The following is a 24,738-nucleotide window of genomic DNA, read 5'->3' on the forward strand; positions in this document are numbered from 1 at the left end:
TTTCAGAATCTCCCTTCATATTTGCATCAGAAAACAGAATGTAGAACCAAATAAAAAAAATGACGATTATGAAAAAGGTATTATTATTGTTAGTGTGCTTATTTACGTTGCAAACAGTGGTATGGGCGGATGATGACAAACCTATTCAAGTAAACCAATTGCCTCAGACTGCACAAACTTTTATCAAAACTCATTTCCCCAATAACAAGGTGGCGATGGCTAAAATGGAAACAGACTGGTTTGATAAAAGCTATGATGTGATTTTTACCAATGGAGACAAATTGGAATTCGATAAGAAAGGGGTTTGGACAGAAGTGAATTGCAAATACAGCGCTGTACCTGTCGCTGTGGTTCCTGACGCGATAAAGAAGTACGTCACTACGAATTATCCCGATGCCAAGATGCTCAAGATCGAGAGGGACAAGTATGATTATGAAGTGAAACTTTCTAATGGTTGGGAGATAAAGTTTGATATGCAGTTCAATGTGATTGATATTGACAATTAATTATTAGTTATAGATCTGAAGTGTGGTTTATGTGAATAAACTGAAGCTTTGCAGGCCGTTTCTTGTTCCATGAAGAAACGGCCTGTCTTTTTTATTGATTTTAATAGCATAGTAATTCTGCCGACACGATCTTGTAATAGATAACATGGATATTTGCATAGTTTTAATAATAAAGATATGCATCTAAGAACGTATTATCCTACAGTGGTTTTATCGGATATCCATCTGGGAACCTCTCATTCCAAAACAATTGAAGTCAGTAACTTTCTGAAATCTGTCAATTGTGACCGTCTGATATTGAACGGAGACATTATAGATGGTTGGCATTTGCGTAAGGCAGGTACTAAGAGGTGGCAAGCAAAACATACTGATTTCTTTAAGGTTATCATGAAGATGATGGAGAACTTCGGTACTGAAGTAATTTATGTGTGTGGCAACCACGATGATTTTCTGGACAGCTTGGTCCCTATGACATTCTATAACGTAAAAATCGTCAAAGAATACATCCTTGAAACACATGGAAAGCGTTATTATGTGACACATGGCGATATATTCGACCGGGTTACTACGCAGATGAAATGGTTAGCCCGGTTGGGCGATGCAGGTTATACATTCCTCTTATGGGTGAACCGCTTTTATAACCAATATCGTACTAAGCGGGGGAAACCGTATTATTCTCTGTCACAGGCCGTCAAACAAAAAGTAAAGTCGGCTGTTTCCTATATATCGGACTTTGAGAAAGTATTGGTGGAGTTTGCACGTGTACGTAAATGTGACGGAGTGATTTGTGGTCATATCCATCATCCGGCTAATACCTATTATGATGGTATTCATTATCTGAATTCGGGCGATTGGGTAGAAAGCCTTTCGGCACTGACTGAGGATGCGGACGGGAATTGGAATATCATGGAATACCATCATGTACTAGCTGATGAGAATGAAGAAAATAAAGAGTTTACCCTAATACATACAGCCTCATGAAATTTTTATTTATAGTACAGGGTGAGGGGAGAGGACATCTTACTCAAGCCATTACGTTGGAGGAAATATTGCGCCGGAACGGTCACGAAGTAGTGGAAGTACTGGTAGGTAAAAGTAGTTCGCGCCGCTTGCCGGGATTTTTCAATCGTAATATCCATGCTCCGGTAAAACGTTTTGTCAGTCCTAATTTTCTGCCTACACCAGCTAACAAACGGGTGAGTTTGATGCGGAGCGTGGCGTATAATCTAGTGAAACTTCCTGTGTATATCAATAGCATTAACTACATTCGTCAGCGTATTGAGGACAGTGGTGCGGATAGGGTTATCAATTTCTATGAATTGCTGACCGGACTGACTTATTTCCTGTTCCGTCCCTCTGTTCCGCAAATCTGTATAGGGCATCAATATCTGTTCTTGCATAAAAGTTTTGAATTTCCAAAGGCTGATAAAGTAAGCTTGGCTCTTTTGAAGTTTTTTACCGTATTGACCAGCTTGGGGGCGAAGGAACGTTTGGCTCTTTCTTTTCGTCACATGAACGATGATCCTCAGAATCATATCCGTGTGATTCCTCCCTTGTTGCGTAGGGAAGTGACTTTACATGAACCTTATTCCGGTGACTATATACATGGCTATATGGTTAATGCGGGTTTCAGTGAAAATGTAATGAAATGGCACAGGCAACATCCCGGGATACCGCTTCGTTTCTTTTGGGACAAGTGGGAGGAGGAACCGGTGAAGAGAGTGGACAATACATTGAGCTTTTATCAACTGGATGATGTGGAATTTTTGAGGCAGATGGCGGGATGTAAGGCTTATGCCAGTACTGCCGGATTTGAATCGGTGTGCGAGGCCATGTATTTAGGCAAACCTATTCTGATGGTTCCTGCTCATATAGAACAGGACTGTAATGCATATGATGCCGAAAAAAGCGGTGCGGGTATCATTTCCTCAGATTTTAATTTGCAACAGTTGCTGGAATTTGCGAAAGATTACCACCCCAATCGTGATTTTGTGTATTGGGTACGTGGAGCTGAATATACTTTGTTGAATTTGTTAGAGAGTGATTCTTCCAATTATCAACAAGTTTTATTTAATGAGATGTATTTGGTTGAAGAGTTTATTTGATTTTCTTATAAAAACTCTCTTTAAGTCATGGCTGTATGCGTCGGCTGTGACTTTTTTATTGTTATTGATTTGTAGTTATATTGACATGTTATTGTAATGTGTATGACGTATTTTTGCTAAAAATATTAAAACCGTATGGAGAAGAAGAAAAAGGAAGATAAATATTATCTGCCGAGAGATATCAGTTGGATGTATTTTAATCGTCGCATTTTGCAGGAAGCCATGAAAGAACGTGTTCCTATACTGGAACGGTTGAGCTTTTTAGGAATTTACTCTAATAATTTGGATGAATTTTTCAGAGTACGTGTAGCTACTCAAAGCCGGGTGGCCGAGTGCGAAGATAAAGCGGCGCATTCTGAACGGGAAGAAGCATTGAAACTGATTAGACAGATAAATAAACTGAACAACAGGTACTCTAAAGAATATGAAGGTGCGATCAAGCAGGTAACGGCAGAATTGGAGAAAGAAAATATTTGTTTAGTCAATCATGTACAACTGGATGAGGAACAACAGTTATTTGTCGATTCTTTTTATCAACAACGGCTGAATGGGTTTATTAGTCCTGTCTGGCTGAAATCAGTAAAACAACTGGGTAACGAAGCGGATGAAAATATCTTTTTGGCTGTAAAGATGAGGAAAGAAGGACATAAAGTTGGAGAATATGCAATTATAGAGCTGCCTGTAGCACAGGCAGGGCGTTTTATCCGTCTGCCGGATAAGGATGGTAAAAATTACCTGATGTATTTGGATGATGTGGTACGCTATTGTTTACCATTGATATTTCATGGTATGAACTATAAACATTTTGAAGCGTATGCTTTCAAGTTTACCAAAGATGCGGAGATGGAGATAGACAATGATCTGCGTAACGGAATGATGCAGAAAATTTCTAAAGGAGTAAAGAGTCGCAAACGAGGTGAGCCTTTACGGGTTATTTATGATGCCAGTATGCCTAAAGATCTTTTAAAACGTGTCATGAACAAGTTGAATCTGGATAAGTTGGATACAGTATTGGGCGGTGGAAAATATCATAACCATAAGGACCTGATGCGTTTTCCAGACTGTGGCCGGAAAGATTTGAAATACCCTGAATGGACTCCTGTTTTGAAAAATGAGCTTTCGGGTAACGTTGGTATGTTGGAGCTGATTCGTAGGAAAGATCGTTTTATTCATGTGCCTTATCATAGTTTCGATTCTTATATCCGTATATTGCAGGAAGCGGCGATTAATAAAGAAGTAAAAAGTATCAAGACAACCCTCTATCGTTTGGCTAAAGATTCGAAAGTGGTAAAAGCATTGATTAATGCGGCACGCAATGGAAAGAAAGTAACAGTAGTTATTGAATTGCTGGCACGTTTTGACGAGGCTTCCAATATAGATTGGTCAAAGAAAATGCAGGATGCCGGTATCCGTGTGATATTTGGGGTGGAGGGACTGAAGGTACACTCTAAGATTACCTATATATCCATGAAAACAGGTGCGGATATAGCTTGTATCAGTACAGGAAACTTTCATGAAGGTAACGCCCGTATGTACACTGATTATATGTTGATGACGGCTGCTAAGAATGTGACGCGTGACGTGAGTTTGGTCTTTGATTTTATAGAACGCCCTTATTCTCCCGTTCGCTTCAAAGAACTGTTGGTATCTCCTAATGAGATGAAGCAAAAATTTAGCCGTCTTATTAATGAAGAAATTAAGAACAAGCAGGCCGGAAAACCTGCTTACATTTTGATAAAGATTAATCATATTACTGATCCGGTAATGGTGAAGAAATTGTATGAAGCATCTTCGCATGGTGTTCGGATAGACTTGCTGGTTCGTGGTAATTGTTCACTGATTACGGGAGTGCCGGGAGTGAGTGATACAATTCGTATCAATGGCATCATAGACCGTTATCTGGAACATTCGCGTATTTTTATTTTTGCCAATGGTGGTGATGAGAAAATGTTCATTGGTTCGGCTGACTGGATGCCGCGCAATTTGGATAACAGGGTGGAAGTGATTGCTCCCGTTTACGATCCGGAAATAAAGGCAGACTTGAAGCGGGTAGTGGAATATGGTTTGAAAGATACTCTGCAAGGACGGGTGGTGGACGGAACAGGAGAGAATCGTCCTTGGATATCGGAAGATAAGACAGCTTTCCGTTCGCAGGAGGAATTATACAAATATTATTTAAATGAAAACAGAATAAAGGATTAAGATGGGAAAAGTGAATTATGCTGCTATTGATATTGGTTCTAACGCTGTGCGCCTTTTGATAAAAAGCATTGACAGGGAGGCTGTGCAGGAGAAAAAAATTAAAAAAGTGATGATGCTTCGCGTACCCCTACGACTAGGGTTCGATGTTTTCTCCATAGGTGAATTGTCCGAGAAGAAAGCGGATAAGCTGAGACGTTTGATGAAGGCTTTCCGTCAGTTGATGAAAATTTATGATGTGGATGATTACAGGGCATGTGCTACTTCGGCTATGCGGGACGCGCGTAACGGGAGGACGATAATCAAGAAAATCGAAAAGGATACAGGTATCCGCATTGAGATAATTGATGGTCAGGAAGAGGCTCGAATGATTTATAATAATCATATAGAGTGTATGGAAGACCGTCTGGGTAATTATATGTATGTGGATGTGGGTGGTGGCAGTACAGAGATTAATCTGTTGACTAACGGTGAGTTGGTATGGTCGGTGTCTTACAACATCGGTACGGTGCGTATGCTGAGTAATGCTGTTAAAGAAGGAACTTGGCAGCAAATGGAAGAAGAGCTTATGAAAGTGACGGAAGGTGTTGCCGCGATCAATATCATCGGATCGGGTGGGAATATTAATAAGTTGTTCCGCCTGGCAGATAAGAAGGATAAGAAGTTGCAACGTTTGCCGGTCAGTTCGTTGCAAACAGTCTATGATGTGTTGAAACCGCTGACTCCGGAGGAAAGGGTAGAGGCATTCAGTCTAAAGCAAGACCGTGCCGATGTAATTGTGCCTGCTGCGGAAATTTTTCTGAAAATTGCAGAAGTAGTGCATGCAGAATATATTTATGTTCCGGTCATTGGACTGTCTGATGGTATCATTGACAATCTGTATGCCAAAAGCCTTGAGAAAGAAATGAAAGCTGAATAAGCTTTCATTTTAATACTGTTTGTGTTGTACGGCTTCAAAAATATTCGCTTTTCTCTGATAAATTGTTGGAAATTAATAGTTGAAGTTCCAAAATTTGCTATATATTTGTAATCGTTAACAACTAACAAACAGAAATACCATGATGAACAAAATGTGCATGGCAGCTATAATAGCTGCTTCTTTGTATGCAGGGACTACTTTTGCCCAACCTGCCGCCGTAAAGAAAATCATTGAAACGGGTCAAACTGATAACCGGGTAATGCATCAGTTGGATATTCTCACCAATCGTTTTGGGGGAAGAGTTATTGGCTCGGATGCATATGAGAATGCAGCCGAGTGGATGATGCGTGAATATAAACGGTGGGGTATTGACGTACGCTTGGAAGAAGCTGGGGAACTGCCGGTAGGTTTTAACCGTGGTCCATGGTTCGGACGTTTAATCGGGGGAGATCAGGCGATGGATTTGCATTTTGTCACTCCATCCTACACTTCAGGTACTAAAGGTCTGCAACGCGGGCATGTTTTGATAGAGCCCCGTACTCAAGAAGAACTAGACCGCATGAAACATCAGTTGAAAGGCGCTTGGGTGTTGATTTCAGGTGAAAATGTAGGTTGGCCTGTTGACCGTTCTGCTAAAGGAGATTCGTTGAGAGCTGCTATCAAAGCTGAAAATATAGAAATAGAAAAGCAGAATGCTGCCTTGATGGAAGAGAATTGGAGCAAAGGAACCAAACATGCCATGAAGCCTTTGCGTGAAATGCCGGGACTATTTTATAAAGAAATGTGTGAGGCAGGAGCACTTGGCTTTATTCAGTCGGCACCTGTACCTTTACGTGCTTTGTATGATCGTGCTTTATTAAATGATCCCCATACTACGTTTGATAATTTGCCCGAAGTCTGTGACATCAAATTGGATGAACATCAATACAAAATCATCAAGCAGATGGTGAAAGAACGCCGGAACTTCTGGCTGGAATTTGATATTCGTAATCATTTCAAACTAGGTCCTGTGAAATATCATAATGTCGTAGCATCCATTAAAGGTACTAAATATCCGGATGAATATGTTATTATAAGCGGACATCTTGATTCTTATGATGTGGCAACCGGTGGTATAGACTGCGGTACAGGTATTGGTCCTATGATGGAGGCTGCCCGTATGATTGCACTTTCCGGTGCAAAACCTAAACGTACTATATTGTTTGTGGCTTTTGCTGGAGAGGAATTTGGTTTGTTGGGCGCAAAATCTTATGTCAAGACTCACGCTAAAGAGTTAGGAAAGATTGCTAATCTATTCAATCGGGACGGAGGACCGACTCCTCCGGTGGGAATCTCCGTTCCTCAGGCTATGTATGATGATTTTGTGGAAGTGTGCAAGCCTGTGAAAGAAATCCGTGCGGATTATCCGTTTGAAGTAAAGGTAGCGAAACCTTTTAAACGTCCTACTCAAAGCGGTGGTACGGATGCCAGTGTTTTTGCAGTGGAAGGAGTGCCTACTTTTGGTTTCAATACACAAGACATAAAAGGATATAATTTCTCTTATGGGGAAATATGGCATACGGAACGTGATCTTTATACGAAGAATATACCAGAATACCAAGAGCATGCAGCTACGGTAACAGCGGTGGTCGCCTTGGGAATTGCTAATTTAAGTAAACAGTTATCTCGTGAAGGAATGCACAAAAAGTAGCGCAAATGTTCTTTTTTTCTTCTTTTAGTGGAATTATGTCGTTTTGATGTGTAAAAAATGTTAGCTTAAGTTCAATCTACTGAGATAATCTTTACCTTTGCTGCGCATATAAAGCAAAATGTAGGTAAACAAAAAACCTGCGATATTTGTTAATATAGAAAAGGTAAATTATCAAATAAAAGTAAATAGAAGCTTATGTCACAGATTATTGGACATATTTCACAAGTTATCGGACCGGTAGTCGATGTGTATTTTGAGGGCAAAGGCATCGACACCGATCTGCTTCTTCCAAGCATCCATGATGCATTGACTATCAAACGCAATGACGGCAGAATTTTAGTCGTGGAAGTTCAACAACACATTGGTGAAGACACAGTGCGTACTGTAGCTATGGATAGTACGGACGGTTTGCAACGTGGTATGGAAGTAATTCCGACAGGACATCCTATTACTATGCCGGTTGGTAATCAGATTAAAGGCCGGTTGATGAACGTAGTAGGTGAGGCTGTGGACGGTATGCGCCCGCTGAGTAAGGAAGGGGCGTTTCCCATTCACCGTGAACCCCCTAAGTTTGATGAGCTGTCTACTGTGCAGGAAGTACTCTTCACAGGTATTAAGGTTATTGATTTGCTGGAACCTTATTCAAAGGGTGGTAAAATCGGATTGTTTGGGGGAGCCGGTGTAGGCAAGACCGTGCTTATTATGGAGCTGATTAATAACATTGCCAAGAAACATAACGGCTTTTCCGTTTTTGCCGGAGTCGGTGAACGTACACGTGAAGGTAACGACCTGTTGCGTGAAATGATTGAATCTGGTGTAATCCGCTACGGAGAAGAATTTAAGAAAAGTATGGAAGAAGGCCATTGGGACCTTTCCAAAGTAGACTATAATGAAGTTGAAAAGTCACAGGCTACATTGGTGTACGGACAGATGAACGAGCCTCCCGGCGCACGTTCTTCCATTGCTCTTTCGGGGTTGACCGTTGCCGAATCTTTCCGTGACCGCAAAAACGGTGACAGCAACGGACCACGTGATATTTTGTTCTTTATCGACAATATATTCCGTTTCACTCAGGCAGGTTCCGAGGTTTCGGCTTTATTGGGTCGTATGCCGTCAGCCGTGGGGTACCAACCAACACTGGCAACAGAAATGGGACAGATGCAGGAACGTATCACTTCTACCAAGAATGGTTCTATCACCTCGGTACAGGCTGTGTATGTACCTGCTGATGACTTGACAGACCCTGCGCCTGCTACTACATTTACTCACTTGGATGCAACAACCGTATTGAGCCGTAAAATTACCGAACTGGGTATTTATCCGGCTGTAGATCCGTTGGAATCAACCTCACGTATTCTTGACCCGCTGATTGTAGGGCAGGAGCACTATGATGTGGCTCAGCGTGTAAAGCAGATTTTGCAGCGTAACAAGGAGTTGCAAGATATCATTTCTATTCTGGGTATGGACGAATTGAGCGATGAAGATCGTCAGACTGTAAACCGTGCGCGTCGGGTGCAGCGTTTCCTGTCACAACCTTTTGCTGTGGCCGAACAGTTTACAGGTGTTCCAGGTGTCATGGTTTCTATTGAAGATACCATTAAGGGATTCAAGATGATTCTGGACGGTGAGGTGGATTACCTGCCCGAGCAGGCATTTCTGAATGTGGGAACGATAGAGGAAGCAATAGAAAAAGGAAAGAAGTTGCTGGATGCTGCCAGCCATAAGAAATAAGAGTAAGTATGGAACATCATGAAGATCTTCATTTGATAGTGGTTTCTCCGGAAAGTACATTGTTTGACGGTAAAGTGGACATTGTGATATTACCGGGAGAATCAGGCTCTTTCTCTGTCCTGCATGACCATGCTCCGTTGATATCGTCATTGATAAAGGGGGAGATAAAATATACAGAGGATGGATTAGAGAAATCAATTGGAATATCGAGTGGGTTCGTTGAGGTAAGGGACAATATAGTTTCGGCCTGTGTGGAAATCTAATACATAATTATGTCTTTGTTAGCCGTAAAGAGAAAATTTATCATATCGTTGACCATATTAATGGTTGTGTTGAGTTGGGGAGGAGCCTTGGTATTTCACACCTTGTTGCCTAGGTATTATTTTGCCTGGTATCCCTCCATACCGATATTTTTTTATCTTTTCGGCCTTTTTTACATATTTATGTTCGGGTACTGTTATCGGGTAAGTCCGCAAAAAATGGTGGCGGTTTACTTGGTGGCGAAAGTGACGAAGATGATGTTGAGCATCTTGATTATGTCCGTCTATGCAGTGGCGGTGGCACATCAAGTTCTGTCATTTATAGGAACTTACATGGTATTCTATATTATCTTTCTGATTTTTGAAACCCGCTTCTTTTTTCATTTTGAGATAAAACATAAAAGTAATAGGTACAAGTATAAGTAATATGAGAAGTTTACGATATATAGGAACGGTTTTAATGTTGCTGATCGCTTTTCTGCAAGGAGCCAATGCCCGGGAAGAGTCGGATACTGACTATAAAGAGCAGCAGGTAGACGTAAATGAAATCGTTTTCGGACATATAGGTGATTCGTATGAATGGCATATCACTGACATAGGAGATACACCTATAGCTATACCACTGCCGGTAATCGTAAAAAGCAGTACAGGATGGCACGCTTTTCTTTCTTCTAAGTTTGAGGAAGGAAACGGAGAGTATGAAGGACTGTACATTGCTAAAGACGGTGAATATAAAGGTAAGATAGTGGAAAAGGATGCTAGCGGTAACGAAGTAAAACCTTTGGATATCTCTATTACAAAGAATGTTACCGGGTTGTTTGTCAATAGTGCCATTCTGGTGATTCTAGTGTTGAGTTGTGCCCGTTGGTACAAAAAACATCCAGTAGAAAAGGAAGCTCCTAAAGGAATGGTGGGCATGATGGAAGCTTGTATCCTGGCAATCAATGATGATGTGATAAAGGGTTGTATCGGTAAGGATTATAAGCGTTATGCACCTTATCTGCTGACGGCTTTCTTCTTTATCCTGATCAATAATCTGATGGGATTGATTCCTTTCTTCCCCGGCGGTGCGAATATTACAGGTAATATTGCCGTTACCTTTGTGCTGGCTATCTGTACGTTCCTGGCTGTGAATCTATGGGGGAACAAGGAATATTGGAAAGAGATTCTATGGCCTGATGTTCCTTGGTGGTTAAAGGCTCCGTTCCCGATGATGCCGATTATTGAGATTTTCGGAATCTTTACGAAGCCATTTGCATTGATGATTCGTTTGTTTGCCAATATGATGGCCGGTCATGCTGCTATTCTCAGTTTGATATCCATCATTTTTATTACAGCGAATATGGGACCTCTGATTAATGGTTCCATGGGATTTGTTGCGGTGGCATTCGGAATCTTTATGACTGCGCTGGAATTATTGGTCGCATTTATTCAAGCATACGTATTTACCATGTTGTCCGCGGTCTTTATCGGGTTGTCCCGTACAGAAGAGATGCGTGAAGAAAAAGAAATAAAATAAATTAAATAATTAATTCAAAAAACAAACTATTATGTTACTAGCAGTTTTATTACAGTCCGCTGCTGCGGCAGGTTTAGGGAAATTAGGTGCTGCACTTGGAGCAGCTATTGCAGTAATCGGTGCAGGTATCGGTATCGGTAAAATCGGTGGTTCTGCCATGGAGGCAATTGCCCGTCAGCCGGAGGCGGCAGGAGATATCCGTATGAATATGATTATTATCGCCGCGCTGGTAGAAGGTGTGGCGCTGATCGCCATTATTGTTTGTTTATTAACTTTGTTCTTATAATTAATGTAGCATGTCATTATTAACACCTGATAGCGGTCTGTTATTCTGGATGGTCATCGTTTTCGGTATCGTTTTTGTCATTCTTGCAAAATACGGTTTTCCGGTGATCACCAGAATGGTGGATGAGCGAAAACAATATATAGACAAGTCACTGCTTGCTGCACGTGAAGCCAATGAGCAATTGGCTAATATTAAAGCAGACAGTGAAATGATATTGGCTAAGGCTCACGAGGAGCAGGCGCGCATCCTGAATGAAGCGGTCGCAACCCGCGAACGTATTCTGAAGGAAGCCAAAACACAGGCTCAGGTTGAAGGACAGAAACTGCTGGATGAAGCGAAAAAGCAGATTCAGGCAGAAAAAGACAGCGCTATCAGCGACATTCGCCGCCAAGTAGCTGTGCTGTCTGTCGACATTGCTGAGAAGGTTTTGCGCAAGAACCTCGATGATGAGAAAGAACAAATGGAAATGATTGACCGTTTGCTGGATGAATTAACTGTTTCTAAAGACTGATTGTTATGTATATAGGAGTCATTTCAATGCGTTATGCTAAGGCTTTGCTGGCCTATGCCGACGAAAAGGGGACAGAGGATACTGTTTATGAGGAAGCCGGAATATTGGCAGATAGTTTCTCGAGAATCCCCGAACTTCGACAGGCATTGGATAATCCTGTATTGCCTGCTGAAACAAAGTTGAAACTGATTTGCGAAGCTGCCGGAGGAGGTAAGGTGAGCGAAGAATTGAAACGCTTTGTGGAATTGGTACTGGAGGAACGAAGAGAGAAATTCTTGCAGTTTATGATTATGTCATACATTGACCTTTATCGGAAACAGAAGAATATCAGCGTCGGTAAAATCACGACTGTTTGTCCGGTGGCGGAAGAGGTAGTCAACCGCATACGGGCATTGGTCGTAGAGAAAACTCATGGAACTGTAGAGTTCAAAACCAAAATAGATCCGAAACTGGAAGGTGGTTTTATCTTTGAAATCGGAACTTACAGATTGGATGCGAGCGTAGCTAACCAGATAAAACGGGTAAAGCAACAGTTTATAGCTAAAAATAGAAGAATAGTATAAAATTAAAAATTATAAGTTAGAAAATAAAAGTAATATCAGTTTGTTTCTTTTAGTTTTTAACTTAAGGTTAATACCTGGTCGGGCTTTAATTTTTAATTTTCAATTTTTAATGTAAAAAGATTATGTCTGAAAATATAAAACCCAGCGAAGTATCCGAAGTTTTACTTCAGCAACTGAAAGGCATCAACACCCACCTGCAATTTGATGAGGTGGGGAATGTGCTGCAGGTGAGCGATGGTGTGGCACGTATTTACGGTTTGCGCAACGCGGAAGCTAATGAGTTGCTGGAGTTTGAAAACGGTATCATGGCTATCGTGATGAATCTGGAGGAGGACAATGTAGGTGCGGTATTGCTAGGTCCTACTGATCAGATTAAGGAAGGAATGGTGGTGAAACGTACCAAACGCATTGCTTCTATTAATGTGGGCGAAGGTATGTTAGGGCGTGTTATCGATCCGTTAGGCGTACCATTGGATGGCCGTGGACAAATTGGCGGGGAACTGTGCGAAATGCCTTTGGAACGTAAAGCTCCCGGAGTGATCTTCCGTCAGCCTGTGAACCAGCCTTTGCAGACAGGGCTGAAGTCTGTGGATGCTATGATTCCTATCGGGCGTGGACAACGTGAGTTGATTATCGGGGACCGTCAGACCGGAAAAACCTCTATCGCTATAGATACGATTTTGAATCAGAAATCCAACTATGAAGCGGGAAAACCTGTATATTGTATTTATGTAGCCATTGGTCAGAAGGGTTCCACTGTAGCAAGTCTGGTGAATACGCTGCGTGAACGCGGTGCGATGGATTATACCATAGTGGTAGCTGCCACTGCTGCCGATCCGGCTGCATTGCAGTATTTTGCTCCGTTTGCCGGAGCGGCTATCGGAGAGTATTTCCGTGACACAGGCCGGGATGCCTTGGTTGTGTATGATGACTTGTCAAAGCAAGCCGTAGCCTATCGTGAAGTATCCTTGATTCTGCGTCGTCCCTCCGGTCGTGAGGCATATCCGGGTGATATCTTCTATCTGCATTCACGATTGTTGGAGCGTGCGGCAAAGATTATCAACCAGCAGGAAGTGGCCGAACAAATGAATGACCTTCCACCCAGCTTGAAAGGCAAGGTAAAGGCAGGTGGTTCACTGACCGCATTGCCTATTATTGAAACACAGGCAGGTGATGTTTCCGCGTATATTCCAACCAATGTCATTTCCATTACAGACGGTCAGATATTCCTTGAAACCGATTTGTTCAACCAGGGTTTCCGTCCGGCTATCAATGTGGGTATTTCCGTATCCCGTGTGGGAGGTAGTGCCCAGATCAAGAGCATGAAGAAGGTGGCAGGTACATTGAAGATAGATCAGGCACAATATCGCGAACTGGAGGCTTTCTCCAAGTTCAGCAGTGATATGGATCCTGTAACGGCAATGGCTATCGACCGGGGACGTAAGAACAACCAGTTGCTGATACAGCCGCAGTACAGTCCGATGCCTGTCGGAGAACAAATAGCCATTCTTTATTGTGGTACACATAGTTTGCTGCGTGATGTACCCTTGCATAAGGTGCAGGATTTCCAGAAATCATTCCTAGAAATGATGCGTGCCGACCATCAGAAAGATGTACTTGATGTATTGTCAAGCGGTGTGATAAATGATGATGTAACTGCAATTATAGAGAAAGTAGCAGCTGATACGGCTCAACCATTTAAAGTGAACGAATAGTCATGGCATCACTGAAAGAAGTAAAAGGAAGAATAGCCTCAGTAAATAATACGCGGAAAATTACTTCGGCTATGAAGATGGTAGCCTCTGCCAAGTTGCATAAGGCGCAGGCTGCCATAGAAAACATGCTTCCTTACGAACGAAGGCTGAATCACATCCTGACCAATTTTCTGAGTGCGGGTAGTGAGGTGGAGTCTCCTTTCATTGTGAAACGTGAAGTGAAGCGTGTGGCAATCGTCGTGTTTGCCTCCAATACCAGTCTGTGTGGCGGGTTCAATGCAAATATTATCAGGCATCTGACGGTTATTCTGGATGAATACAAGTCCCTGGGTATGGAGAATGTGCTTTTGTATCCGGTAGGCAGAAAGGTAGCGGAAGGTGTGAAGAAATTGGGATTCAAGGCCGAAGGCGATTTCCAGCATATGGCGGATAAACCTTCTTATCAGGAAGCTTCCGCCTTGGCAGAGGACTTGATGAGGCGCTTTCTGCATCGTGACATAGACAAGGTGGAGTTGCTGTACAACCATTTTCGTTCTACAGCAGTACAGGTCCTGACGCGTGAAACTTATCTTCCGATAGACTTGACACAAGAGAAGAAAGAGAAGGACAAAGGCAGGATACCCGATTATATTGTGGAACCGTCTGTAAATGTGGTGATGGAGGAATTGCTCCCGAAGATGTTCTGTATGAAGATGTTCACGGTATTACTGGATTCGAATGCTTCCGAACATGCCGCCCGCACCATGGCTATGCAGATTGCTACAGACAATGCGAATGATTTGTTGCAGGATCTGACGGTGATGTACAACAAGAGTCGTCAGCAGGCTATTACCAATGAACTGTTGGATATAGTAGGCGGTTCAATGGCCTAATTTTTTTCTTGGGGCAAGATACGCAGGCATCTTGCCCCAAGAATTTGAAAATCATACGACAAGTTTATCGGAATCCTTCTATAAGTGTCATCCCTTCCATCGAAGGCGGGTTAAATAATCATAGTGCTCCCCCTCTTTAATAAGCTCCGCCTCGAATCCATTCCCGGCAGCATACAGGCTGAGTGTCTGAAAATCGACATAAAGCCAGTCGAAAGAATCTCCTTTTATATTTTTGTATTGCATCCGGAAATCTATTTCACCATAATAATCTCCTGCCAGATCAATCAGGAAACTCCCGTCCTCATCTTTAAAAAGATAACGGAGATCACTGGAATCCATCAAGATACATCCCCCGGGGCGAAGCAGTTGTTTCATCTTTTGAAAGAAAGCTGCCATATTTTCCAACTTCCCGATAATGCCCGATCCGTTCATCAGCATGATGATTGTATCGAATGTTTCTAGAAAATGTGTATCGAAAAGATTTATCTGACGGACATTCTTTACCCCTCTTTTTTCCATCACCTCTACTGAAAGCGGGGAAATATCGATAGCGCATACCTCTTTTCCCATCTCTTGCAAGGCCAGTGCATGGCAGCCGCTTCCGGCTCCTACGTCCAGAATATTTCCTTCGGCTATTTGTAAGGCAATCTGTTCCAGTTCCGGCATTTCGTCATAAGGGCGGAATAATTGATTCATGGGTATTTCGTCTTCCTCGAACTGTGAGGAAAATACACGTAACTTATCTGCTTTGCGGTGGTTGAAATAATCGGCGATGGCAGCTCCCATCGGGTCTTTATCGGGTGAAAGCAAGTTTGTTTTCATTTGGAATCATTGTTTGTTGTTGAAGTTGCAAAGGTAGGCAATTTAGTGGAGAAAATACTAAATGTTTGTGTAAGATATAAACCTTGTCACTGTAACTTATCCAATCTATCATGAAAAAAACAGTAATTCAGCAAAAGAAAAAATACATTCTAATAAGAAATACATCCTTTTTTCAGATCTTTGCATAAGAAACAAGGAGTGATTGGTGGTTAATACGCCACTAGTTGATCATCATTAGTCGATAATTTTTATGAATACATTGAAACCTCGTATAGCATCTCTGTTACAACAACTGAATGAAAGGGTTTTTGAGAAAGAACATATTGTCGCTCTTGCTCTGCTTTCGGCTGTGGCAGGAGAAAGTATTTTCCTTTTAGGCCCTCCGGGAGTAGCAAAAAGTATGGTAGGACGCCGGCTGAAACTGGCATTCCGCAACGCTTCCGCATTTGAATATCTGATGTCACGATTCAGTACGCCGGACGAAATATTCGGCCCTGTCTCCATTTCCAAACTGAAAGACGAAGATACGTATGAGCGTATTGTCGATGGCTATCTGCCTTCTGCCACCATTGCTTTCCTGGACGAGATATGGAAAGCTGGACCGGCCATTCAGAATGCATTGCTCACCATTATCAATGAAAAAATATACCGTAACGGACAGTTCTCCATTCATGTTCCACTGAAGGGACTGATTGCCGCTTCCAATGAACTGCCCGCCCAAGGACAAGGACTGGAGGCCTTGTGGGATCGTTTCCTGATTCGCTGTCTGGTGGGAGGCATTGAGGATATGGGAGAATTTGACCGGATGATTTCCTCTACGGATGAAACGGAACCGGTGGTGGACGAGCAACTGCAGATCACCGATGAGGAATACATCCGGTGGGAAAAGGAGATGGCTGCCATTAAAATCCATTACTCTATTTTCGAAGTGATTCATGCCTTGAAGGACCGGATAGAGCAATATAACCTCCAGATACAAAATGAGGGGGGTGTGTCGTCTCCTCTGTATGTGTCGGACCGTCGGTGGAAGAAAATGGTGAAGCTGCTGAAAGCTTCCGCTTTCCTGAATGGATCGGACACTATCCGCCTTTCGGATTGTACATTGCTGTCCTATTGCCTTTGGAGTGAGATGGATCAGATGGAGGCGGCAGAGGAGATGGTGAACGCTGCCATTCAGAAAAGTGCCGAAGGCTATCTGCTGAATATAAAAGGGCTGGAACAGGACATTGAAGAACTGAAAGACCGACAATCGTCCGAACACAGTTTGCGTGAAGTGAACGATCCGGGCATACAGGTCATTGATACTTACTATTACCAGGTAGAGGGCGTCCGGATGAAAGAGCGCCTCCTTATTTTTGCAGCCGACTATCAACATCTGGATCAGACCGGTAAATTATTTTATTTGCATAAGGATAAATATAAGGCCAACTGCTGTATTCTGAAGAAATATGATTCCATACTCCATGCCAAAGTTCCGCGTAATAAAATATATACGCTGAAAAAAGGGCTTCGTTCCATTTATATCAATAATTATGAATATCACTTGATGTGCTATGAGGATTGTCCTCCACCGCCACCCGAACCCGAGCAGGAGGATTTCGGAACCAAATATAAATCGGTGGCCGAAGCGTTGGACAGAGTGGAGAAGGATTGGTCCGGGCTGCTGGATGCGGAAACGGAATATTATGAGAAGCATTTATTTCTCAGCGAAAAGCAGCGGGCTTCCATGCGGAGGATGCTTCGCCACCAGAAGAATACCATAGACCGATATAAGAATGATTTGAACGAAATGGCAGATGCGTACCGAAAAGAGAACCAGGAATATAAGGTTGAGAGATCTGAAGATAATCTATTCTCAGGAACTGAAAGATAGGACATTCAAAGCATACGAGGAGGATGTAAGCAACGGGGTGGTGCGTCAACGTGAACTGGAAGAGAAAGTGTTGATGTACTATCGGCGTACCATACCTTCTTTGCAGGAATATTATTCCCGCTACACTCCGGAGTGGGAGGCTTTCTACTCTTCGGAACATCTGCCGGATATGGCATTTTTGCAATATTTGAAGCAGATGCGCGGTGCTTTCAAAAAGAGGTATGAACTGGCGGAACTGAATATTGACTATTATATCAGCCTGTTGGAGAATGCTTCTTTATGGAAAGGAGAGGGAACCCGGACCAAGGAGTTTTTTTTGGATAAATGGCATCAGTTGCTTACCCGCAAAGAGTATGACTATCAGTACATGCATATAAACAGTTTATGTGAAGGTTTTGATTTGTTGATCCGGAAACAAGGAAAGGAATCGGGTAACAAACTGTTGGGCTCGCGCATGGAGTGGCTGCTTCATAATTATCCTGATTTGTACCGGAGGATACTTCCGTATGAAACAGTGATGAAGCGCAATCCGGCTATCCAACAATTGGCGCGTTTGCTGGGCAAGAAGCATCGGGACCAACAAAAATACGATTCTTTGTCGGGGGTAGATAAAAAGAGGCTGATCAGACACTCTCCGCATAGTGATATCACAGGGGTGACTTTGGGAAATGACCTGAATAGTTTGTTGCCCATCGAGTATTGTTATCTGGCTGATGATGCGCTGCGTGCCGTATTTATGGAACGATATGCCGAAAAGAGATTGCAACTGTTCGATTACCAGTCCAAGGTAACGGAACAGGTAAAGGATGACAAGCATAAGGTTTCGGGACAAGGACCTTATATCATCTGTGTAGATACTTCCGGCTCCATGCAGGGAGACAGAGAGATCTTGTCCAAATCGGCTATTCTGGCTATAGCGCAACTGACGGAGAAAACCCATCGGAAATGTTATGTCATCAATTTCTCGGATGAGGCTGTGTCGTTATTGATTGAAGATTTGGGGCGGGATATGCCCAAGTTGGCGGAGTTTCTGAATAAACGTTTTGACGGTGGAACGGATATAGAGCCGGCTCTTCGGGAAGCTGCGCATATCATCAACGGAAATGACTTCCGTGAATCGGATATCGTATTGATCTCAGATTTCGAGATGCCGCCTTTATCCCGTGATTTAATGGAACAGGTAAAAGTGATTAAGCGGAGGAAGACTTCTTTCTTCGGATTGGTGTTTGGCAACAAGCCTGAAATGGAATATTTGAATCTTTGTGAACGTTATTGGGAAATGTAAGTTACATTCCTGTTACATAAATATGAAATGAATATTGCTGCTTGTGTGGACCTAATAACTTCATAATCAAATTAATGGTTATTCATTTTTAGTATAGGTCATTCCTTTTATTTTTGCTATAAAGTAAAAATAGAAGAAGAAAATGAAAAGAATGACTTATGTTAAAGCATTGATGTGCCTGTTATTCCCCTCTGCTGCTTTAGTTACCCGTGCGCAACACCCGGTTGCCGGGGATTTGAAATGTAAACTGACCGGACGTATGCTTATGGATGGTGGCGTTTATTTAAAGAATGACAACCTGTTTGGTAACGGTACGGAGTTTAATGACTTGCGGTTGGGGGTGAAAGCGACCTATCAGAACTGGAGTATGAAGATGGAGGTAGGTTATGTAGGGAATAAAGTTTCCATAAAGGATGCCTTTGCTGCTTATACTTCGGGCAAGCATATTATTCAGGTGGGACAATTCTATGAACCTTTTACATTGGACATGTTATGTAGTACGTACGACCTTCGTTTTCATCAGTCGCCGGGAATCGTGCTGGCTTTGACCAATAGCAGGAGGATGGGAACCTCCTATACCTACAATGGAAAACATTATTATGCTTCCGGCGGTTTCTTTACAGACAGTGACCTGGGTAATGTGAAAAATGTTTCACAAGGGTATGCCATAGACGGTCGTTTGGTATATCGCCCTGTAAACGAAGAGGGAAAATTGTTACACATAGGTGCAGCGGTGGTGTATCGTACTCCGGATAGCGCGTTGCCGGGAGATGAAGACGAGAATACGTTTATTTATAAATCTCCGGGGGTGAGCACTATTGATAACCGGAATCTTATTTACGCCAAGGTAGATCATGCAAAGTACCAGTTGAAACAAGGGTTGGAATTAATGATCGCTCATCAGAGGTTCTTTTTGCAAGGGGAGTATATACGAACTATGGTGAAGCGTGAACAGAATTTCACAAATTATACAGGACATGGCGGATATGTGCAATGCTCCTGGTTGTTGACAGGCAGGCAATATGGGTATGATGAAGCATTGGCTTGTCCGGGCAGACCTGTGGGGCGGGCATTGGAGCTGTGTGGAAGGTTTAATATGCTTGATATGAATAATGAGGAAGCCGGTGTATGGGGAGGGGCTCAAAAGGATTTTTCATTGGGCATGAATTATTACATGAATAAGCATATAGGGATGAAGCTGGCTTATAGCTGGGTGATGCCGGGAAAGCATATAAAGGAGATTAGTGATAAGAATTTCAGTGTCTTGCAGCTCCGGTTCCAAATGATCTTGTAATGGAAGAAGGGTAAAAACAAATTCGGGCGCAATCATTGCGCCCGAGTCATAAAGCTATATTTATTTTTTATTTTGCGACGGTCTTGATAGCTTCAATCAATCTGCTGAAATCTTCGGGGAACACATCACCGATGTTTCCGATGCGGAAAGTATCTGCTTGAGAAATCTTTCCCGGATAGATAACGAATCCTTTTTCTTTCAATTGATGATAGAATTCCTTGAAATCGAACTCCTTGTCAGGATAAAGGAAGGAAGTGATGATAGGGGATTGGACTTCATCTTTCAGTAAGGTCTTGAATCCCAATGATCGCATACCTTCTACCAGCACATCATGATTACGGCAGTAGCGTGCATGCCGGGCTTCCACACCGCCTTCGGCTGCCAGTTCGTCCATGGCTTGTTTAAAGGCACGCACTACATGTGTAGGAGAGGTGAAGCGCCATTTTCCATGTCCTTTCTCCATCGCATCCCATTGGTCGTAGATGTCCAAAGAAAGACTCTTTGATACTCCTTTACAATATTGTAATTCGGATTTACGTGCAATGATGAAACCAAAGCCGGGAACTCCCTGAATACATTTGTTGGCACTACTGATCATAAAGTCGATACCTAATTCCTCTACATCCAATGGTACGCCGCCAAAGCTGCTCATTGCATCCACTATCAGTTTTTTACCATGCATCTTTACCATGTGGGCTATTTCCTTTAACGGGTTCAGGATACCGGTTGTAGTTTCGCAATGTACCACTGCCACATGAGTGATTTCTGCATTGTGTGCCAGATAATCATCCACATACTCCACAGATACTTGTTCTGTTTCATCAAAGGCTAGCATATCATAGTTCATTCCATGATATTCTGCAATGTTTCCCATGCGGTCTCCGTATGCACCGTTGCTCAGAATCAATAATTTGTGTTTGGGCGTAATCACACTTCCTAAGGTCGCCTCTACACAATAAGTACCGCTTCCCTGCATCAGGATGCTGGTGTAGTCATCTGTTTTTCGTGTAGCCAGTTGTACTAATCCTTTACGTATTTCCTCTACGATGTGAACATTGTAGTCTTCATCCCATGTGCACCAGTCGGTCATCATGGCTGTTTTTACGCTTTCAGAAGTGGTTAAAGGGCCGGGGGTTAAAAGTAAGTATGGTCTCATAATCATTTAATTCATTTTATGGTTAATAATTTCAATAATTTCGGGAAGTTCGGCAATGGTGTTTACTACATAATGCGCACCTGCCATATACATACGTTTTCTGACTGCTGCCATGCGTCTGTTCAATTCTTCTGCAGGCAGTTTTCCGGTTTCCTCTTGGGTGAGTCCCATTTCGTTGCTGCCCAGAATCACACCGACAGTCCATACACCGGCATTCACACCTTCTTTGATATCGGCTATCGTATCACCATATTTTATTACGCTTTGAACGGAAGGTATGGCCAGATCAATCATGTTCTGGTAAATCATGTAGGGTTGCGGACGTCCTGCCGGAAGGTTGTTGGAAGTCACACAGTTGTCTGTGGTATAGCCATGGGCGGCGGCACCGGGCAGCACAATGTCCATCATGGCAGTAGTATATCCGGTGGTGGAACCTATCTTGATACCGTCCCTTTTCAGTTTCTCGATTACTTCGATTACACCGGGAATAGGAGTCGTATATTCTTCCAGGGAGGCGAACAAGTGTTTCTCGAATTCTTTGTATATGGATACCACATCTTCCTCAGTCCAGTTGCGGTTATAGTTTTGTTTGAATTGCTCCGTCACACTTGGTAACTTGAATAATTCACGGATATGGTCTATTTTGGTCATACCCATGGGGCCTCGTGCTTCTTCCATTGTCACTGTCAGTCCTTTCTCAGCAAAAGCTTTCAGGAAAGCGGCTACCGGAGCGAAGCATCCATAGTCTACAGCCGTTCCGGCCCAGTCCATAATAATACACTCAATTTTCTTCATCTTCTTGTTTGTTGTTTATTTAGTTATACTTTTATTTTTATGTTATGGGTTACAGATGTTTTCTGCTGTTTCCTTTAAGTTGGTTAACGCCATCGGTGAAACGATGATCTTTTTATTTTTTTCTTCTTTTCTCAGCTGTTTTTCCAATTTATACCGTTGCATCAGATAGATGGCTGAACCGATGAATGCAATGCTGCACACAATGCCTACCCATCCTGAGAACTGATTATAAAACTCCATCCAATTGATATCCGGGCTGCAAAATTCCTTGAACAGCAGTACACAGACAGTTCCTGTATATCCGATAAAGTCGATGGTGGCAATGAAGAATCCCACATTTCCTTTAATCTTGAAGCAGGCAATGAAGCGCTCGAAGAACAGAGTTTGGAAACTAAGATAAACGATGTACAGGCTCAGACTTTGGAGGAACAGCCAGTAAAGGGTAGGCAGTTGCAATGCATCATAATTAAAAGCCAGATAGCTGATAGTGCCCGCTCCACCAATAACCATAGCCAGAAGCACCTGCAATACTCTGTAGTTGCTGTTTATTAACGACATCATGGCAAAGATTCCCAAAATAATCAGCGTCACCATACCGTCCACTTGTGCGAACAACCAAGAAGAAATAGTGCTGACATCAATGATATTGACCAGAAAATCTTCTTTTATATCACGTAAAATAGTGATAAACAGATTGGCGAAGAACAGCATGATCAGCAAGGGCATATAACTTTTGAACAGTTGTCTGCGTTGCTCTCCGTTCAAAGTGACGCGTTCCGAACGGAGAGCGCGGTCTTCATCTGTGGGTTGTGGCAACTTGTTGAGCGACCACCCCATGAGGATAAGGAGCGGGAAGGCTAAACCACCTATCAGGGCGGGCATCCAGAATTCTGTGACACCAAATGTATTGACTACAAACAATCCCATAGATTTAGCCATTCCTGAGCTCACCGCCATACTTACCCCCAGCAAGCTGGCCAATATATCGGTAACTTTGCGTCCTTCTATGAAACTGAAGATGACTCCCCACATGCATCCTAATGCCAGTCCGTTGAAGAATAGGGCAAACACATTAAAGGGTTGGGGGAGTAATCCGAAGAAGACTAAAGCGAGTTCTGCAAGGGCCACGGAGAATATCATGAATTTCAACCGGTTTTCGCGTTTCAATTCTGAAACAATCTTGATGGCAAAGAACTTTGAAATAAGGTAGCCGAAAATCTGCATGATGGTAGTGGCTACTTTATAATCCATCCCGAAGAAATCCATTCCGTCAAAGGTGGCAGCTGTAAAAGGTTTGCGCAGGGCATACACCAGTGAGTATGACAGTAGTGCCGCCCCTCCTGCCCACAGAATAAACAGGAAACTGGATATCTGTTTGTTTGTTTCGCTTTTTGCTTCCATTATAATAATTGATATTGACTAATTGTTTTGCTTCTTTTCTTTGTAGAAACCTCATTCCTCGTATCCTTGGATTGCTGTTTCCGGAAGCAAAAGTAGGAGCCTTTCGAGAGAGAAAAAATGAATCTTTATGATTAATATTTTTCATATTCCACCTGTTGTATGATGTAACATTAATGTAATGTATATGTCATTGTATGTTCATATAAAAACTTGTATTTTGCAAATTCAATAAAGAAGAAGAGAACAATGAATGATTTGATAGAAATATACCGAAGAATAGAATATCTCCGTAACAATGGTTTGAAAATGAAGGAGATAGCAGATTATGTAGATATGGCTCCCAGTGTCTTGTCTGCTCTTTATTCCAGCGTTCTGCCCACTTATGTAACCTCATTGAAACAAGGACATTCTGAAGAAGATTCATTAGATTTGGCTTTGGCGCAGGTCAATAATGTGTCAAAAAAACGTCTGTTGGGCAATTTGGCAAGTACCAAAGAGTTGCTTTTCAGTTTGGAACCTGCCAATGGTGAGGCAAAGACCAATCCTTTTATGGAGATGATGACTGCCGAGATGCAACGTTCCGTGCAGGAAGTTTATAATTATAGCGGAAGTTATCTGAGCTATAGTCTTTCTTCTTCGTGCCAATGCCTTAAAGTGGAACCCTATCTGATAGAGGCTTCCGAAGATAATACGTATGTGAAGGTGACTCACATGAGTGCCTATAATACAACTCATCGGGGAGTGGGGTTATTCAATAATCATCAGAACGGGTATATTTTCTTTAATGAGCGTGAGTCACCGCAAATGGCTTTGTTCAGTATTTATCTGCAATTGCCGATGTATGATTTTCCGCCGTTCCTTAAAGGTTTGTATCTTAGTCTGGATTACAACAGGAATCCGATAGCGCGTCGTATCTTGTTTGTAAAGCAAGGGGATAGTACAGACATGGAGGAATTCTTGGAACTGAAAGGGGAGCTGGTTCCACTTGATAAGTTGACAGAATTACAAAAGAAGTATTATGGCTATACTTGTCAGGAGGGAGATTGTATCCGTACCTGCATGGTTCCGTCTCCCCAATTGAATGAAAATGATTTGGAAAGGGAAAAAAAGATTTTGTCTTTATGATTCGTACATTGGAAGCGGCTTGTAATAACAACATATTGCATCCAGTCCTGCTGCATAAACCTCTTCTCTTCCCTGATTAAGCCTTTTTATACGGATGTATTCTATCTCCAT

Annotated in this window: 23 protein-coding genes; 19 read left to right on the plus strand and 4 right to left on the minus strand. The window is 42.5% G+C overall.

Annotation, left to right across the window (positions count from 1 at the left end; translation table 11 throughout):
* Positions 1-68: 68 nt before the first annotated feature.
* From GKD17_RS09150 to GKD17_RS09220, 15 genes are all read left to right on the plus strand, one after another.
* Positions 69-506, plus strand: coding sequence for a PepSY-like domain-containing protein (locus GKD17_RS09150; protein WP_007844073.1), 438 nt, complete (start codon positions 69-71; stop codon positions 504-506).
* Between the two features lie 177 nt (positions 507-683).
* Positions 684-1,487, plus strand: coding sequence for a UDP-2,3-diacylglucosamine diphosphatase (locus GKD17_RS09155; protein WP_007838548.1), 804 nt, complete (start codon positions 684-686; stop codon positions 1,485-1,487).
* Positions 1,484-2,611: a glycosyltransferase family protein gene (locus GKD17_RS09160; RefSeq protein WP_007838549.1), complete on the plus strand. Its 1,128-nt coding sequence runs from the start codon at positions 1,484-1,486 to the stop codon at positions 2,609-2,611. Before GKD17_RS09155 ends, GKD17_RS09160 begins: the two co-directional genes overlap by 4 nt.
* Positions 2,612-2,746: 135 nt before the next feature.
* A complete protein-coding gene (locus tag GKD17_RS09165) occupies positions 2,747-4,813 on the plus strand; it encodes an RNA degradosome polyphosphate kinase (protein WP_005846813.1) in 2,067 nt (688 codons plus the stop codon).
* Between the two features lies 1 nt (position 4,814).
* Positions 4,815-5,729, plus strand: coding sequence for a Ppx/GppA phosphatase family protein (locus GKD17_RS09170; RefSeq protein ID WP_005846815.1), 915 nt, complete (start codon positions 4,815-4,817; stop codon positions 5,727-5,729).
* Between the two features lie 142 nt (positions 5,730-5,871).
* On the plus strand, positions 5,872-7,419 hold the full coding sequence (locus GKD17_RS09175) for a M28 family peptidase (protein ID WP_007844075.1): 1,548 nt from the start codon (positions 5,872-5,874) through the stop codon (positions 7,417-7,419).
* A 195-nt stretch (positions 7,420-7,614) separates the two neighbouring features.
* Positions 7,615-9,150 carry a F0F1 ATP synthase subunit beta gene (atpD, locus tag GKD17_RS09180; protein ID WP_005846820.1) on the plus strand — a complete coding sequence of 512 codons (1,536 nt, stop codon included), beginning with the start codon at positions 7,615-7,617 and terminating at the stop codon, positions 9,148-9,150.
* An 8-nt stretch (positions 9,151-9,158) separates the two neighbouring features.
* Complete coding sequence (locus GKD17_RS09185) at positions 9,159-9,413, plus strand: F0F1 ATP synthase subunit epsilon (RefSeq protein ID WP_007838555.1); 255 nt, start codon at positions 9,159-9,161, stop codon at positions 9,411-9,413.
* Between the two features lie 180 nt (positions 9,414-9,593).
* Positions 9,594-9,836, plus strand: a complete 243-nt coding sequence (locus GKD17_RS23210) for a hypothetical protein (protein WP_229045443.1) — start codon at positions 9,594-9,596, stop codon at positions 9,834-9,836.
* A 1-nt stretch (position 9,837) separates the two neighbouring features.
* Entirely contained in the window at positions 9,838-10,929 is a 1,092-nt protein-coding gene (gene atpB / locus GKD17_RS09195; protein ID WP_007850063.1) for a F0F1 ATP synthase subunit A, read from the plus strand.
* Between the two features lie 31 nt (positions 10,930-10,960).
* On the plus strand, positions 10,961-11,215 hold the full coding sequence (gene atpE / locus GKD17_RS09200; protein WP_005846828.1) for an ATP synthase F0 subunit C: 255 nt from the start codon (positions 10,961-10,963) through the stop codon (positions 11,213-11,215).
* A 10-nt stretch (positions 11,216-11,225) separates the two neighbouring features.
* The gene (gene atpF / locus GKD17_RS09205) at positions 11,226-11,726 is read left to right on the plus strand and encodes a F0F1 ATP synthase subunit B (protein WP_005846830.1); all 501 of its coding nucleotides are present in this window, start codon (positions 11,226-11,228) and stop codon (positions 11,724-11,726) included.
* A gap of 5 nt (positions 11,727-11,731) precedes the next feature.
* The gene (locus tag GKD17_RS09210; RefSeq protein ID WP_005846833.1) at positions 11,732-12,289 is read left to right on the plus strand and encodes a F0F1 ATP synthase subunit delta; all 558 of its coding nucleotides are present in this window, start codon (positions 11,732-11,734) and stop codon (positions 12,287-12,289) included.
* A gap of 122 nt (positions 12,290-12,411) precedes the next feature.
* The gene (atpA, locus tag GKD17_RS09215; RefSeq protein WP_007838560.1) at positions 12,412-14,004 is read left to right on the plus strand and encodes a F0F1 ATP synthase subunit alpha; all 1,593 of its coding nucleotides are present in this window, start codon (positions 12,412-12,414) and stop codon (positions 14,002-14,004) included.
* 2 nt (positions 14,005-14,006) lie between these two features.
* Positions 14,007-14,876: a F0F1 ATP synthase subunit gamma gene (locus GKD17_RS09220; protein ID WP_007838562.1), complete on the plus strand. Its 870-nt coding sequence runs from the start codon at positions 14,007-14,009 to the stop codon at positions 14,874-14,876.
* A gap of 87 nt (positions 14,877-14,963) precedes the next feature.
* Here the strand turns inward: GKD17_RS09220 and GKD17_RS09225 are convergent, their stop codons facing one another.
* Positions 14,964-15,698 (minus strand): class I SAM-dependent methyltransferase, encoded by a 735-nt coding sequence (locus GKD17_RS09225; protein ID WP_007838564.1) that lies wholly within the window; start codon positions 15,696-15,698, stop codon positions 14,964-14,966.
* Positions 15,699-15,948: 250 nt separating this feature from the next.
* Here GKD17_RS09225 and GKD17_RS09230 point away from each other — a divergent pair, with 250 nt between their 5' ends.
* The 3 genes from GKD17_RS09230 (at position 15,949) to GKD17_RS09240 (ending at position 20,150) form a co-directional block, all read left to right on the plus strand.
* On the plus strand, positions 15,949-17,571 hold the full coding sequence (locus GKD17_RS09230) for an AAA family ATPase (RefSeq protein WP_007838568.1): 1,623 nt from the start codon (positions 15,949-15,951) through the stop codon (positions 17,569-17,571).
* Complete coding sequence (locus GKD17_RS09235; RefSeq protein WP_032936568.1) at positions 17,495-18,856, plus strand: vWA domain-containing protein; 1,362 nt, start codon at positions 17,495-17,497, stop codon at positions 18,854-18,856. Before GKD17_RS09230 ends, GKD17_RS09235 begins: the two co-directional genes overlap by 77 nt.
* A gap of 142 nt (positions 18,857-18,998) precedes the next feature.
* Entirely contained in the window at positions 18,999-20,150 is a 1,152-nt protein-coding gene (locus GKD17_RS09240) for an OprO/OprP family phosphate-selective porin (RefSeq protein WP_007838572.1), read from the plus strand.
* 67 nt (positions 20,151-20,217) lie between these two features.
* Here the strand turns inward: GKD17_RS09240 and GKD17_RS09245 are convergent, their stop codons facing one another.
* Genes GKD17_RS09245 through GKD17_RS09255 form a run of 3 tightly spaced genes read right to left on the minus strand, consistent with a single transcriptional unit; the run spans position 20,218 to position 23,502 of the window.
* Entirely contained in the window at positions 20,218-21,306 is a 1,089-nt protein-coding gene (locus GKD17_RS09245; protein ID WP_007844090.1) for a 2-aminoethylphosphonate--pyruvate transaminase, read from the minus strand.
* A gap of 6 nt (positions 21,307-21,312) precedes the next feature.
* Positions 21,313-22,101, minus strand: a complete 789-nt coding sequence (gene phnX, locus GKD17_RS09250) for a phosphonoacetaldehyde hydrolase (protein WP_007838574.1) — start codon at positions 22,099-22,101, stop codon at positions 21,313-21,315.
* A 42-nt stretch (positions 22,102-22,143) separates the two neighbouring features.
* Entirely contained in the window at positions 22,144-23,502 is a 1,359-nt protein-coding gene (locus tag GKD17_RS09255) for a DUF5690 family protein (RefSeq protein ID WP_007838575.1), read from the minus strand.
* A gap of 246 nt (positions 23,503-23,748) precedes the next feature.
* Between GKD17_RS09255 and GKD17_RS09260 the strand changes: the two genes are divergently transcribed.
* Entirely contained in the window at positions 23,749-24,627 is an 879-nt protein-coding gene (locus tag GKD17_RS09260) for a hypothetical protein (protein WP_007838576.1), read from the plus strand.
* Positions 24,628-24,738: the final 111 nt, after the last annotated feature.

The organism is Phocaeicola dorei (genome assembly GCF_013009555.1).
In the GTDB taxonomy this organism is placed as follows: domain Bacteria; phylum Bacteroidota; class Bacteroidia; order Bacteroidales; family Bacteroidaceae; genus Phocaeicola; species Phocaeicola dorei.